The organism is Citrobacter sp. Cf118 (assembly GCF_030334095.1).
In the GTDB taxonomy this organism is placed as follows: domain Bacteria; phylum Pseudomonadota; class Gammaproteobacteria; order Enterobacterales; family Enterobacteriaceae; genus Citrobacter; species Citrobacter freundii.
This window is the reverse complement of record NZ_JAOWES010000087.1, coordinates 596,329-609,261: the sequence shown is the minus strand read 5'-3', so window position 1 is coordinate 609,261 and position 12,933 is coordinate 596,329. Positions and strand designations below refer to the sequence as shown.

Genomic DNA, 12,933 nt, shown 5'->3' with positions numbered 1-12,933 from the left:
AACCCCTGGCGTGATAACAACGCAGGGGTTGAATATTTTACTGAATACTTTCCAGGTCTTTTGCTATATCGCGATGGCGTCCCTGGTCGGCAATCTCACACCCCTGGCGAGCCGGTGCTTTAAGAGCCTTTTCCAGATAGCGTTTCCCTTCGCCAGTCTTTTTCTCTTTCAGCAAAAAGTCACCATAAAAATAGTTTGGGTCGATGCCATCAGGATTTATCGCCAGTGCTTTTTTCAGCATTTCTTCGGCTTTGTTTTTATCACCAAACCCAATCGGCCAGCCGGGAACCTGATAATATAGCGCCCCAAGGCTGGTCCAGGCTGATCCTTGTAAAGCATTGGGGTCGATGCTGATCGCTTTTTCCAGATCGCTACGGGCCTGTTTGACCAGACTCAATGCACCCAGCCCTCCTTTAGCCCCCGCCCAGCTACTGTCGATAATCGCCGACCAAATAAGCAATGCTGCGTCAGCATTATTTTTCGCCTGACTCGCACTATGGGCCCGTTGACTCAGTGTGGTAAAGCAGCTCTCTTTTTTTGCTTCAAGGGTCTGATACTGACAAACGGACCAGTCGTGCTGGAGGTTTTCCAGCGTGGTAGTCGCCATGGCAGAGGCGGGAAAAGCTGCTGTCAGGAGCAACGTTTTCATAATTTTCATTTGTCTTCACCTTTGAATGTGCCCTGGGTATAGGACTGGATCACGGGTAATTTTTTACCCAGCGCTTTGTCTACCATACCGGGAAACCAGGCATTGATTTTAACGAACAGACGTTCCATCGCGCCGAAGCGGTAGCGTTTCTGCTCTGTCTCAAGGAGATGTACCAGACGTACGGCGACAAATTGTGGGGAATCACTGCTGTTGCCCAGTTTGCGGTTAAGCGCGTAAACCTCGTCACTGTTGAGCGCCGTTTCGGTAGCACGCGGCGCGGCATACAGTACGCTGATACCATTCCCCTTTAATTCGCGCCCCAGCGCTTCCGATAAACGGTGCGTGGCCGCTTTGGTGGCGCTATACACGCTCCAGGCAGGGTGGCCAATCTCACCAAATATCGAACCAATGTTTAGGATGATGCCCTGAGGATTAAACTTATCCAGCATGGCACGGGTCAACAGAGTGGGGATTTCGATATTGGTTCTAATCTGTTCCCGAATATCGTCAAAAGACTGTTGTTCAAACAGTGCAAAACGACTGGTTCCGGCATTGTTGATCAGGATATCCAGTTTGTTCTCATCTTTGAATCTGCTGGCCAGCGCGACGATTTCGTCATCAGTATAACTGCTCATTAGCACAATATGATGCCGTTCCGGATAGGGAAGCATCTCTTTCAGAAGCGTCATCGCCTGTGCATTTCGTCCAACCAGGCAGAGTCTGGCTCCTTTGTGCGCCAGCCTTTGCGCCAGCTCTTGTCCGATACCACCGCTGGCGCCAGTCAGCAGAACGGTTTTATCATGCAGGTTCATACGTGGTCTGCCCCAGTTGGTTAAGCATCTCTGTGTACAGGTGATAGACGCGACGAGCGGCATAGATAATGGCTGCCTGATCGGCCTCGTCAGCCACGGTATCCATAAGTGAGGCGAAAAATTTAAGATGTCCTTGATCAAGTTCACCGTGTGAACGCAGGTAGGTTGTCGCCTGTTCTGGCAACCCCAGTGTCCGTTCCACCTGGGCTGCAATCGCGGTAGCAATAGACACGCTGGTTCCCTCCAGAACCTGTACCATGCCAAAAATACTCATAGGGTTGACCCGTTCAATGCGGTAGTAGAGCCAGGCCACCATCATTTCTATCGGTATCCCTGGGGTGCCATTGCGAACGCTTTCCGCATCACCGCCGCAAGCCTGAATATCGTTCAGGATCCATTCCTGATGCCCGTACTCTTCGTCAATATATTCAGCAATTGCGCCCCGAATGGCTTCATGTGAGGCTGGCAAACGGCTGCCAGCACTCATCAACAAGGGGACGGTATGGCTGACGTGATAGTAAGCCTGTGTCAGAAAAGCGATATACAGGTCGCGCGAGATGTCACCAGTCTGGCAGCGTGCGATGACAGGCGAGGAGAGTAAACCTCGGCGTTCGGCCTCAGTCTGTTGTTGTAATTTGTTATAAAAGCTCATGATGACTCCTCTTCACTACAGGTGAGAATGTGTTGCCAGAGGGATTGCCGGATGAGTTCCCGGCGTGGGCGGCCATTTGCAGTGAGCATGCCAGGCTCTGATATAGCTGAAGTGAATAACAGGCGATGGAACTGCGCATAATCATGCAGGCGAGCTGAAAGGGCCAGCAACTGCTCGCGGGCCTGCATCTGTTGCCCCTCGAAGACATCGACGAGTGCAACGTTATGCCTTAAGCCTTCTCCAAAAATCACTATCCGGCGTACAGCTGGACAGGTCATGGCCTCTGCCTCAGGCCATTCAGGTGAAAAATTACGACCAAAAGCGTTTATCTGGACATTCTTCAGGCGACCCTGAATACGAACAAACCCGTGTTCATCAACACTGCCAAGATCGCCGGTAGCAACTGTTGGGGAGGCTGGTGCGGATCCCAGATATCCCAAAGCGTTGGCTGGGCTGGTGACACACAATTGTTGCTGGTCATCAACATTGATCTGGATACCTGGCAATGGCCGACCGACGCTGTTCTCTTTTATAGCGTCGGGCAGATTGAGGGCAACGACAGAGCCACATTCGGAGAGACCGTATCCTTCATATACAGGTAAGCCACTCGTTATCGCCATCGTCAGCAATGAAGCCGGAACCTTGCCACCGCCTGCGGCGACAAACCGTAAAGATTGCGTACTGCCCGGTACCTGCTTGTGCAGATGCAGTAACACACGTAGCAATTCTGGTACCAGCACCAGACTTTGTGGGCACCAGGTGGCCAGCGCCTGAAGAAACTGGGCTGGATTAAAGCGGCTGGAACCTTCAAACCCAATCCGGGAGGGTGGGAGAATCACCGTCTCAGCGCCAAGTAGCAGAGGGATGTAAACGCCGCACAGATTCTCCAGCAGAATACTGAGGGGCAGTGTCACCAGGTGTTTTTCCAATTTCAGGGAGTGCAATACGGTCGCTAACGTTTGAGCCATCCATACCATACCATCCAGACTCAGACAGACGCCTTTTGGCTCTCCGGTTGTACCGGAGGTATACGTTATCTTTGCCGTTCCTGCCGGCAGAGTCACGGGGTCCTCTACTGCACGGATTTGCAGTCTTCCGAGCACAAAATCGTGTTCCTGCCAATCCGCCAGGATTTCCCCACCGATTTGTGCATCCACTGAGGCTGATGATCGTACCCAAGTTTTCTGTTGCCCGCTGAAAAAGGAGGGGACAGGGATGATCACCACTCCACTTATCAGACATGCGAGATCGATGATGGCCCATTCAGGGCTGTTATCCATTTCAAGTGCCAGCCGTTTTACCTTGAGGGCAGATAATTGTTCGGCCACTGCCTTAACGGCATCATGGTATTGCTGCCAGCTCCACGAGCGAGAATCGCCCTGCAGGGCGATGGCATTTGGTTGAAGCGCAGCCTGTTTCTCAAGCGTGTTCAGAAGCATAAGATCCTCCGGAAGGGGTTATCCAGGGAGCAGAAGGCGGATCAGCAAACATTCCCAGCAACAGGCTGTTCTGACTTAGTGTGGTTTGCCCACCATGTAACTCCCCCGCCATAATTTGCGGGTCATGTTCGTAATAGCTCCCCCATTCACGCGCAGCTTCGCCAAGCCTTGTCGAGTCAGCAGGCATCAATGTGATTGGTTGCAGATTCAGGCGGAAAAAGGTATTGCGTATTTTTTTAGTTCCGGTAAAGACAATCCACGAATAGCAGTATTGATTGAGAAGCAGGCATAGAGCCGCATACATTATTCGGGCGCTTGCCCCATCGCTCGCGGCAAAATTACCAATTTCAACAATCGAGTCGCGTGAAACGGGATGTGACAATCGTGCAAACAGCACGGCTTCAACCGGGACATCAAGATAGTGTTCGAGATATATCTTACCCATTGAGGCCGGCTGGACGCCACAGGCTGCTTTTAATTCTCCGTTAGCATCGAACATTCCAAGCAACCATGGCATGCAGCGCGGAAGAGAAGCATGATAAAACTGAGAATAACTTTCACGAATAAACTCTGAAATATCATTTTGCTCACGTTCACCTGGAAGCCAGCGCAACGTATAAGGAGATAATATTCGCATAGGAAGACCTCTTTTGGCGTCTTACCAGTATGGCGAGTCAACATTATGTTAACATTAAGTTGAGCATGAGCCTGGTAATTTAAATCCAATGTCGCGGCAAGAATGTGTAGGACTCGAAAAAACGGAATGTCTGATGTGTAAATACATTACGTAAAAAAATTAATAATTTGTGCTCTTAAATCGTTGATCATTTCTGCTTACAGGGGGGGGGGCTGTATAAAAAAACAGTATATGTATCGGAGGTAATTATGAGAGTTGAATTAGCCATTGATCGCACTAAAGAACTACCAAAAGGCGCGATACCAATTCTCCAGGATTACAGCAGGCATTCACTGAGTGCCTGCTGTAATGTTAAATATTAAAATTTGTATTTATTTCTTATCGTTACAGTCAGGGATCATTCTCAAAAGAGTGTTATCTTTCTGGACGTAGTGATGAAATAACGCTGCACCTGCATGCGCTGCAATTAAAAAGTATCCGACGTTTGCCAGTGTTTCGTGAATATCTTTAATAAGTGATTTTGTTTCCCCGTCAGGAGTAACGAAAGGTGCAATGTTAAAACTTAAGAAACTCCAGTCCTTCCCACCGTAAGCCATAATTGCAATACCTAATAATGGCAGAGTCAAAAAAGAAATGTATAGCAGGATATGCATTATTTTAGCAGCCATCATCTGCCAGGTCGGTGGGGGCGGAGTGATGGCTGGGTCATGATACTTATGTTTAATAATTAATCGTATTATCATTAAAAACCAGACAAATACCCCGGCATTGTAATGTGTTTCTTTCATGAGCAGGTAGGTGTTGCTGCCTTTAGGAAACCAGCCGCGTAGCTCCATAGCTGCATAGGTTATCGCTATTAACATCAGAGTCAGCCAGTGTAAGCGAATCTGAAGTTTTGAGAATTTCATCATTATTGTTTCCTCAAAGGGTGTGTTGCATCGACCATAAAGTATGAAGCTTAACAAATCCTTATTTTCGTTGAGAGATTAAGAAATTGTTATTCCAATGACCTTACGTGAATGTTTTGATGCTTATTATCACTTACGGGGCCTTTCCGGCAATCCGGGCTGTTTCTTGTCGCCTTCCTTTTTCCATTCGTACCAGCCATTAGCAAAGAAAATTGCACGGCCATGCTGCCAGAGTGGTTTAAACATTCTGCGGGTGGCTGCAGTTTCAGATCGTGCATAAATTAGTAGCAGCTTAGACCACCATAGATTGTTACTTATTTGGGGGCAAATGTGGTGGGGGGGAAGGGATAATGTAGCGGGCGATAAAAAGCCGGAATCGCTTACGCTTATCCGGCTTCTGTTCAGCATCTGGGGAGTTGCTGATTACTTCAGTTCATCAACCATGGCGATGGCGCGACCAATATAATTGGCAGGCGTCATTGCTTTCAGGCGAGTTTTCTCTTCTTCCGGCAGTGCCAGACCATCGATAAACTGCTTCATACCTTCGGCGTCAACGCGCTTGCCACGGGTCAGTTCTTTCAACTTCTCGTACGGCTTCTCAATACCGTAGCGACGCATCACGGTCTGAATCGGCTCTGCCAGAACTTCCCAGTTATGATCCAGTTCATCCAGCAGATGATCGCGGTTCACTTCCAGTTTGCTCACGCCCTTCAGCGTGGACTGATAGGCGATCAGCGCATAGCCAATACCTACGCCCAGGTTACGCAGAACGGTAGAATCAGTCAGGTCACGCTGCCAGCGGGAGACCGGCAGTTTGCTCGCCAGGTGCTGCAGAACCGCGTTAGACAGGCCCAGGTTACCCTCAGAGTTTTCGAAATCGATAGGGTTCACTTTGTGTGGCATGGTCGAAGAACCGATTTCGCCCGCGACAGTTTTCTGCTTGAAGTGACCCAACGCAATGTAACCCCAGACGTCGCGATCGAAATCGATCAGAATGGTATTAAAGCGGGCGATGCAATCAAACAGCTCAGCGATGTAATCGTGCGGCTCGATTTGTGTGGTGTATGGATTCCACTGGATCCCAAGCGAAGTGACGAACTCTTCGCTAAACTGATGCCAGTCAACTTCCGGGTAAGCGGCGATGTGGGCGTTATAGTTACCCACAGCACCGTTGATTTTTCCGAGGATTTCAACCTGGTTGAGTTGGCGGTACTGACGCTCCATGCGATATGCCACGTTTGCCATTTCTTTGCCCATCGTTGATGGGGTGGCCGGTTGCCCGTGAGTACGGGAGAGCAGGGGAATATCGCGATATTCAACAGAAAGTGCTGTGATGCCATCAATCAGTTGACGCCAGTACGGCAGGACTACTTCGTCGCGTGCGGTTTTCAGCATCAGCGCGTGAGACAGGTTGTTGATGTCTTCTGAGGTGCACGCAAAGTGGATAAATTCGGAAACGGAGTGCAGTTCCGGGATATCCGCTACTTTCTCTTTCAGGAAATACTCAACTGCCTTCACATCATGGTTGGTCGTACGTTCAATGGTTTTGATACGCGCAGCATCTTCTTCATTGAAGTTAGCGACGATCGCATCAAGGAAACCGATTGCGTCGGCAGCAAAAGCAGGAACTTCCTTGATCGCTGCGTGCGCGGCCAGTTTTTGCAGCCAGCGTACTTCAACCTGTACGCGGAATTTCAGCAAACCGTATTCGCTGAAAATCCCGCGCAGCGCGCTGACTTTATCGCCGTAGCGTCCATCGACAGGGGAAACGGCGGTCAGTGAGGATAATTCCATAGATCACAACTCCGGGGTTAAATGAGCAAGAATTTGTTTTGCCTGAGTCGTCAGGCGATTACGAGAAAACATGAGTTGCAGACGGCCTCCACCAACCTGATGCCAGAGCACGGCAGCACGGATGCCAGCCAGCAGCGAAGCGCGTACTTTAGCCTGAACCTGCGGGCTCTGGAGGATGGCCGGGGAACCCGTGACCTGAATACGCGGGCCGAGTGGGCTGATGACGTCAACATAAATGCCAGCCATCGCACTCATCAACGTTTCTGACTGCAAATCAAAATGATCCAGCTGGCGCTGCAAGCCGCTGATACGGTCTCCCAGCGTGTCCATAGCGCCCTTGGCCGCTGACAGCTTACGCTCCAGCACCATCAGGCTTAGCGTGTAACGAGTGAGTTCAGCGTTCAGTCCCTGGCGACTGCTGGCGTTCAGTACGCCGAGCATTGTTTCCAGCCCCAAACGCAGGTTGGCCTCGCTGCCGCCAAACACGCCCAGCGTAGAGCTGGGATTCATGTCGATGACACTGTTCAGTGAAACGTGTAATGCATCGGCATCACAATGCCCCTGGTGCGCCAGTTCCTGCACCAGGCGTGCCGACTGGCAAATGCCTGCCAGGGCGAGGGTGATGTCATAATAATTCTTTGCCACGTTCACTGCTTCCTTGTATCAAATGTGTAAGTAATTATACCGGCAGAGGCAATCGTTGTTCGATAATGCCGCCGCCGAGGCACACTTCGCCATTGTAAAAGACAGCCGACTGACCCGGCGTAACCGCCGCGACTGGCTCGTCGAAAATGACTTCAATACGCTCAGCATCCAGTGCCTTAACGGTGCACGGAATGTCGGTCTGACGATAGCGGGTTTTCACCGTACAGCGCATGGTGCCAGTGAACGGTTCGCGATCGACCCAATGCAGCTGTTGCGCCACCAGGCCAACAGACATCAGACGTGGATGTTCATGACCCTGAGCGACAACCAGAATGTTGTTCTCAACGTCTTTATCCACCACATACCATGGATCTTCTGTCCCTTCTTTCGTTCCGCCAATACCCAGACCTTTACGCTGACCCAGAGTGTGGTACATCAGCCCCTGATGCTGACCAATCTCTTCACCATCAACGGTGATGATTTTGCCTGGCTGAGCCGGCAGGTAGCGACCAAGAAATTCGCGGAACTTACGTTCACCAATGAAGCAGATGCCGGTGGAGTCTTTTTTCTTGGCCGTAATCAGACCAAGGTCTTCGGCAATTTTACGCACCTGCGGTTTTTCCAGTTCACCGACCGGAAACAGGCTTTGCGCGATTTGCTCATGGCCGAGCGTATAGAGGAAATAACTTTGGTCTTTATTACCATCGAGCCCACGCAGCAGGCGACTTTTGCCGTCGACATCTGCGCGACGCACGTAGTGACCGGTGGCGATGTAATCGGCACCTAAATCTTCGGCGGCAAACTCAAGGAAAGCTTTAAACTTAATTTCTTTATTGCACAGAATATCCGGGTTCGGCGTACGACCCGCTTTGTACTCTTCAAGGAACAGTTCAAAGACGTTGTCCCAGTATTCTGCGGCAAAGTTGACGGTATGCAGTTCAATGCCGAGTTTGTCACAGACAGCCTGTGCATCCGCAAGGTCGGCGGCCGCTGTGCAGTATTCCTCGCCATCGTCCTCTTCCCAGTTCTTCATGAACAGGCCTTCTACCTGATAGCCCTGTTGTTGTAACAGCCAGGCAGAAACGGAGGAATCGACACCGCCGGACATGCCGACGATCACTTTTTTTGGGCTTTCAGACATAGGAATACTCACAACATTGAACTTCAAGGCGGCATATTCTAGCACGCAGCCCTTTACTTGACACCCTCTGTAAATGGCCAGTTAAATTCACCGATCATGGACAGCGGGTAGTGCTGGCCGCTCTGATAACAGCGAATACTCTCTGCAACCAACGGCGAACGCAGGTTTGGCGCAGAGAAAATCTCTTCTGCGCTGACCCAACGACAGCAATCAATATCGCTGTCATGGGGCTCAGTAGCGCACATATTGGCAAGCTCGATAGCGAAAAGAAAACGCAAAAAGGGCGTTCTGTCCGGTGCAATCCATTGATGCATACGAACAAAATGCTGTGGCTGTGCTTTAATGCCCGTTTCTTCCCATAGTTCGCGTGCTGCGGCTTGCACCAGCGTTTCGTCGGCTTCCAGGTGCCCTGCGGGTTGATTCCACAAGGCCTTGCCATTGATCGTTTCTTCAACGACTAAGAATTTATCTTCTGCATGCACAATGCAGGCGACCGTGACGTGCGGTTTGAACATGTTTCCCCCTTATTCCTCAGCAAAACCTTCGGCAACATCTGGCCAGCTAATTTCACCGCTGGTCTTGTCGATACTGATATAAGCCACAGGAGGCGACGTTTGTGGGTCGGCCCCTCCGCGACACAATGCAGTTTGATGATCCTCGCGTACGATAATCTCAATGGCCTTTTTAGCATTCCAGCTTTCATAAAAAATACATTGATAGTCGTGACGTAGCCCAAGGGTGGCGACTCTCGTTGCCTTGTCTGTCGACAGCGGGTTGATGTCGTCGCGATAGCGGTCACCGCTGTTTAAAGCCTGTAACTGCGACTTTTTTAACCAGCCGCGTACGATATGGTGATCGGTGGTGTAGTAGACCGCTTCCATAAAATCATCGTTGGATTGTTCTTGTACAGAGACGAGATCGCCGGGCACTAAAAATACGGATGGGCTGCGACACTGTTCGGTTGGCATCACATAGAACCATGCGCGGGCGTCTCCCATTACCTGATAGTGGTTTGCTAAGGAGTAGGGCAAGTACCCACGCTGTGACATCTCTTTATTTGCCCATGCCTGGCAAGACGCGCTTGCTGCAAGCGGACTGGATAACAGTGTTAATCCATCAGCCGAGACCCACCCGGTGGCAAAGGTTCCTTTAGCGTCCCGATAACGTACGTAACGATAAGGCTCATCTTTGGAAAGCATGCCCGTGCTTTTGTAGCGCTGTGAACTCCTGAGCACCTCAACAGTGTCGCCATTGACCATGAACGCGGGGAGTTGACACTCTGTTGCTGGTGCAGAATAGAAATGCAGACGTGAGTCGGTTTTTACTTTGGCAGACTCATAAAGGTAGTTTGCCTCTCCTGCTGCAATTCCGGCAATCGCCTCACAGTCCAGTTTTGCTGAACAAAACGGTGACACGCCGAGCAGGATGAATGCTGCAAAAAGCTGTTTATCCATATTTTTCATTCTTCCCTGTTAACACTCACGTTAAACCGTACGGTTATGATTTCAGTTCCCGCCACTCGCCGTTAGCGAGATTTTCCAGCGTGTAATCCCCCATGGCATAGCGGATGAGGCGCAGCGTAGGAAATCCAACATGCGCGGTCATACGACGTACCTGACGGTTGCGGCCTTCATATAAGGTGACTTTCAACCAACTGGTGGGAATGTTTTTTCGTTCCCGAATCGGCGGATTTCTCGGCCACAGCCATACGGGTTCCTCTACTACCTCAATACCTGCGGGTAGCGTGGGGCCATCATTGAGCGTTACTCCGGTACGCAGGGCGTCCAGCGCTTCTGCCGTCGGCTCGCCTTCAACCTGGACGTAATAAATTTTCCCGGTACGCTTCCCGGGTTGCGTTAACCGCGCTTGCAGTGCGCCGTCATTGGTCAGCACCAAAAGCCCTTCGCTGTCCCGGTCGAGTCGGCCCGCCGCATAAATTCCCGGCAAGGGAATAAAATCTTTTAACGTGCTTCTGCCAGCCTCGTCAGTAAATTGTGGCAAAACATCGTAGGGTTTATTGAACAAAACCACGCGTTTTGGCTGGTTTTCTTTACGCTGCTTAGTGACTTGTCGTGAGCTGAATCGCTCAACCCGGTGATTTCTAAAAGAAGTTTTTTGCATGGTATTTTCAGATTATATCAATTGCCGCATTATAGCCTAAGAACGAGTGTCTTTCATGGCGACGAACATTAGGGTAGTATTGACATGCTCATTACAAAACATTAACAAAAAATTGCTCTAACGCATTCGTGCAGCAGGACGCAAACGCACATGCAGCGCGATGACAGACGAGCAGAACCAGAAGCGCTCGAAGGAGAGGTGAATGGAAAGCAAAGTAGTTGTTCCGGCGGAAGGTAAGAAGATCACCCTGCAAAACGGCAAACTCAACGTTCCTGAAAATCCGATTATCCCGTTCATTGAAGGCGACGGTATCGGCGTTGATGTAACCCCACCGATGATCAAAGTTGTCGATGCTGCTGTCGAGAAAGCCTATAAAGGCGAGCGTAAAATCTCCTGGATGGAAATCTACACCGGCGAGAAATCCACTCAGGTTTATGGCCAGGACGTCTGGCTGCCTGCTGAAACCTTAGATCTGATTCGTGAATATCGTGTTGCCATTAAAGGCCCTCTGACCACCCCTGTTGGCGGCGGTATTCGCTCTCTGAACGTAGCTCTGCGTCAGGAACTTGACCTGTATGTCTGCCTGCGTCCGGTGCGTTATTATCAGGGTACACCAAGCCCGGTTAAACACCCTGAACTGACCGATATGGTCATCTTCCGTGAAAACTCCGAAGATATCTACGCGGGTATCGAGTGGAAAGCTGACTCTGCCGATGCTGAGAAAGTGATTAAATTCCTGCGCGAAGAGATGGGTGTGAAGAAAATACGCTTCCCGGAACATTGCGGTATTGGTATCAAACCGTGTTCAGAAGAAGGGACTAAACGTCTGGTACGTGCAGCGATTGATTACGCCATCGCCAACGATCGTGATTCAGTTACCCTGGTACACAAAGGCAACATCATGAAGTTCACCGAAGGCGCGTTCAAAGACTGGGGTTACCAGTTAGCGCGTGAAGAATTTGGTGGCGAACTGATCGATGGCGGTCCATGGGTGAAAATCAAGAACCCGAAAACCGGTAAAGAGATCGTGGTTAAGGACGTCATTGCCGATGCGTTCCTGCAACAGATCCTGCTGCGCCCGGCTGAGTATGACGTGATTGCCTGTATGAACCTGAACGGTGACTACATCTCCGATGCGTTGGCCGCACAGGTTGGTGGTATTGGTATCGCGCCGGGTGCAAACATCGGTGACGAATGCGCACTGTTCGAAGCAACCCACGGTACTGCACCGAAGTATGCAGGGCAGGATAAAGTGAATCCAGGTTCTATCATTCTGTCTGCAGAAATGATGCTGCGCCACATGGGTTGGGTTGAAGCGGCTGACCTGATCGTTAAAGGTATGGAAGGCGCGATTAACGCCAAGACCGTAACTTACGATTTCGAACGTCTGATGGACGGCGCTAAGCTGCTGAAATGTTCAGAGTTTGGTGACGCGATCATCGAAAACATGTAATCCGCATTCTGGGTTGTATGAGAACGGGAGCCAGGTGGTTCCCGTTTTTTTGTGCCTGATAAATTCTTTCCCTGTCTTTTATCCGCCCAATACCAGGGGGTATCAGGGCTTGTTGTGGTCTATTTATGTTTGGTTTAGCTAAAAAAAGGCAAAACGAGACTAAAGCCTCCGACATAAAGCGCTGACCAGGTCGCCGCAGAGATCAGACTGACTGCATACACTTTCACTGGATGAAGATGCAACATTCCAGCAACTAATGGCACAATGTAACGCAGCACGGCAATAAAGCGCGAAGTAAAAAGTATCGGTACAGAACTGTTTTGCAACCGGCGTCGAACCCGTACTACTGTATCGGCATGACGCGACATGATGCGTGCCAGCCAGGGTAGATGTCCCATCATCATTCCAAGGTGATAATTAACAATTGTCCCGCACCATGCGCCAATCATTACAGCAATTCCTGCTTCCCATGGCGTAATAGTCACCTTGCCGACGGAAATTACAGCAACCAACATAACAGATGCTGGCGGTAATACAGCTGAAATGAGGAACGTAGATTTTGCGAATGCGATTCCAAAAAGCAGGCCCCACAGGCTGAAAGGATGAAGCGCGAAATGGCTCATCAACGCGTTTACCCACTCCATCAATGCTTCTCCAGTTAAGGTTCCTTGGCTATTTAACC

14 protein-coding genes and 1 pseudogene are annotated in these 12,933 nt (G+C 50.3%); 1 reads left to right on the top strand and 14 read right to left on the bottom strand.

What is annotated here, in order from left to right; translation table 11 throughout:
- Positions 1-37: 37 nt before the first annotated feature.
- From OGX67_RS18255 to rluE, 13 genes and pseudogenes are all read right to left on the bottom strand, one after another.
- A complete protein-coding gene (locus tag OGX67_RS18255; RefSeq protein WP_286526948.1) occupies positions 38-658 on the bottom strand; it encodes a hypothetical protein in 621 nt (206 codons plus the stop codon).
- Positions 655-1,461, bottom strand: coding sequence for an SDR family oxidoreductase (locus tag OGX67_RS18250; protein ID WP_071696756.1), 807 nt, complete (start codon positions 1,459-1,461; stop codon positions 655-657). The genes OGX67_RS18255 and OGX67_RS18250 overlap by 4 nt, the downstream gene beginning before the upstream one ends.
- Entirely contained in the window at positions 1,448-2,113 is a 666-nt protein-coding gene (locus OGX67_RS18245) for an iron-containing redox enzyme family protein (RefSeq protein ID WP_204583710.1), read from the bottom strand. The genes OGX67_RS18250 and OGX67_RS18245 overlap by 14 nt, the downstream gene beginning before the upstream one ends.
- Positions 2,110-3,552, bottom strand: a complete 1,443-nt coding sequence (locus OGX67_RS18240; RefSeq protein WP_257651400.1) for an AMP-dependent synthetase/ligase — start codon at positions 3,550-3,552, stop codon at positions 2,110-2,112. The genes OGX67_RS18245 and OGX67_RS18240 overlap by 4 nt, the downstream gene beginning before the upstream one ends.
- Complete coding sequence (locus tag OGX67_RS18235) at positions 3,533-4,189, bottom strand: thermostable hemolysin (protein WP_071696759.1); 657 nt, start codon at positions 4,187-4,189, stop codon at positions 3,533-3,535. The genes OGX67_RS18240 and OGX67_RS18235 overlap by 20 nt, the downstream gene beginning before the upstream one ends.
- Positions 4,190-4,560: 371 nt before the next feature.
- The gene (locus OGX67_RS18230) at positions 4,561-5,100 is read right to left on the bottom strand and encodes a cytochrome b (protein WP_071696760.1); all 540 of its coding nucleotides are present in this window, start codon (positions 5,098-5,100) and stop codon (positions 4,561-4,563) included.
- A 153-nt stretch (positions 5,101-5,253) separates the two neighbouring features.
- Positions 5,254-5,505 (bottom strand): annotated as a pseudogene (locus OGX67_RS26865) (SOS response-associated peptidase family protein); the annotation flags it as partial.
- Positions 5,506-5,520: 15 nt separating this feature from the next.
- The gene (purB, locus tag OGX67_RS18220) at positions 5,521-6,891 is read right to left on the bottom strand and encodes an adenylosuccinate lyase (protein ID WP_257651401.1); all 1,371 of its coding nucleotides are present in this window, start codon (positions 6,889-6,891) and stop codon (positions 5,521-5,523) included.
- 3 nt (positions 6,892-6,894) lie between these two features.
- Positions 6,895-7,536: a high frequency lysogenization protein HflD gene (gene hflD, locus OGX67_RS18215; protein ID WP_003841885.1), complete on the bottom strand. Its 642-nt coding sequence runs from the start codon at positions 7,534-7,536 to the stop codon at positions 6,895-6,897.
- 34 nt (positions 7,537-7,570) lie between these two features.
- Positions 7,571-8,677 (bottom strand): tRNA 2-thiouridine(34) synthase MnmA, encoded by a 1,107-nt coding sequence (mnmA, locus tag OGX67_RS18210; protein WP_003832402.1) that lies wholly within the window; start codon positions 8,675-8,677, stop codon positions 7,571-7,573.
- A 53-nt stretch (positions 8,678-8,730) separates the two neighbouring features.
- Complete coding sequence (locus OGX67_RS18205) at positions 8,731-9,192, bottom strand: NUDIX hydrolase (protein ID WP_061547879.1); 462 nt, start codon at positions 9,190-9,192, stop codon at positions 8,731-8,733.
- A 9-nt stretch (positions 9,193-9,201) separates the two neighbouring features.
- Positions 9,202-10,140, bottom strand: coding sequence for a hypothetical protein (locus OGX67_RS18200; RefSeq protein WP_257651402.1), 939 nt, complete (start codon positions 10,138-10,140; stop codon positions 9,202-9,204).
- 34 nt (positions 10,141-10,174) lie between these two features.
- Positions 10,175-10,798 (bottom strand): 23S rRNA pseudouridine(2457) synthase RluE, encoded by a 624-nt coding sequence (gene rluE / locus OGX67_RS18195; protein WP_003030770.1) that lies wholly within the window; start codon positions 10,796-10,798, stop codon positions 10,175-10,177.
- Between the two features lie 202 nt (positions 10,799-11,000).
- Here rluE and icd point away from each other — a divergent pair, with 202 nt between their 5' ends.
- On the top strand, positions 11,001-12,251 hold the full coding sequence (icd, locus tag OGX67_RS18190) for an NADP-dependent isocitrate dehydrogenase (protein WP_268043904.1): 1,251 nt from the start codon (positions 11,001-11,003) through the stop codon (positions 12,249-12,251).
- Between the two features lie 134 nt (positions 12,252-12,385).
- On the opposite strand, the gene OGX67_RS18185 is transcribed toward icd, so the two are convergent.
- The gene (locus OGX67_RS18185) at positions 12,386-12,895 is read right to left on the bottom strand and encodes a DedA family protein (RefSeq protein ID WP_032949077.1); all 510 of its coding nucleotides are present in this window, start codon (positions 12,893-12,895) and stop codon (positions 12,386-12,388) included.
- Positions 12,896-12,933: the final 38 nt, after the last annotated feature.

Excerpts from the sequence above, each read along its gene's own strand:
- OGX67_RS18240 (WP_257651400.1), bottom strand. The coding sequence starts at position 3,552 with ATGCTTCTGAACACGCTTGAGAAACAGGCTGCGCTTCAACCAAATGCC.
- OGX67_RS18245 (WP_204583710.1), bottom strand. The coding sequence starts at position 2,113 with ATGAGCTTTTATAACAAATTACAACAACAGACTGAGGCCGAACGCCGA.
- OGX67_RS18250 (WP_071696756.1), bottom strand. The coding sequence starts at position 1,461 with ATGAACCTGCATGATAAAACCGTTCTGCTGACTGGCGCCAGCGGTGGT.
- OGX67_RS18230 (WP_071696760.1), bottom strand. The coding sequence starts at position 5,100 with ATGATGAAATTCTCAAAACTTCAGATTCGCTTACACTGGCTGACTCTG.
- icd (WP_268043904.1), top strand. The coding sequence starts at position 11,001 with ATGGAAAGCAAAGTAGTTGTTCCGGCGGAAGGTAAGAAGATCACCCTG.
- OGX67_RS18235 (WP_071696759.1), bottom strand. The coding sequence starts at position 4,189 with ATGCGAATATTATCTCCTTATACGTTGCGCTGGCTTCCAGGTGAACGT.
- OGX67_RS18205 (WP_061547879.1), bottom strand. The coding sequence starts at position 9,192 with ATGTTCAAACCGCACGTCACGGTCGCCTGCATTGTGCATGCAGAAGAT.
- OGX67_RS18185 (WP_032949077.1), bottom strand. The coding sequence starts at position 12,895 with ATGGAGTGGGTAAACGCGTTGATGAGCCATTTCGCGCTTCATCCTTTC.
- OGX67_RS18200 (WP_257651402.1), bottom strand. The coding sequence starts at position 10,140 with ATGAAAAATATGGATAAACAGCTTTTTGCAGCATTCATCCTGCTCGGC.
- OGX67_RS18255 (WP_286526948.1), bottom strand. The coding sequence starts at position 658 with ATGAAAATTATGAAAACGTTGCTCCTGACAGCAGCTTTTCCCGCCTCT.
- purB (WP_257651401.1), bottom strand. The coding sequence starts at position 6,891 with ATGGAATTATCCTCACTGACCGCCGTTTCCCCTGTCGATGGACGCTAC.
- rluE (WP_003030770.1), bottom strand. The coding sequence starts at position 10,798 with ATGCAAAAAACTTCTTTTAGAAATCACCGGGTTGAGCGATTCAGCTCA.
- mnmA (WP_003832402.1), bottom strand. The coding sequence starts at position 8,677 with ATGTCTGAAAGCCCAAAAAAAGTGATCGTCGGCATGTCCGGCGGTGTC.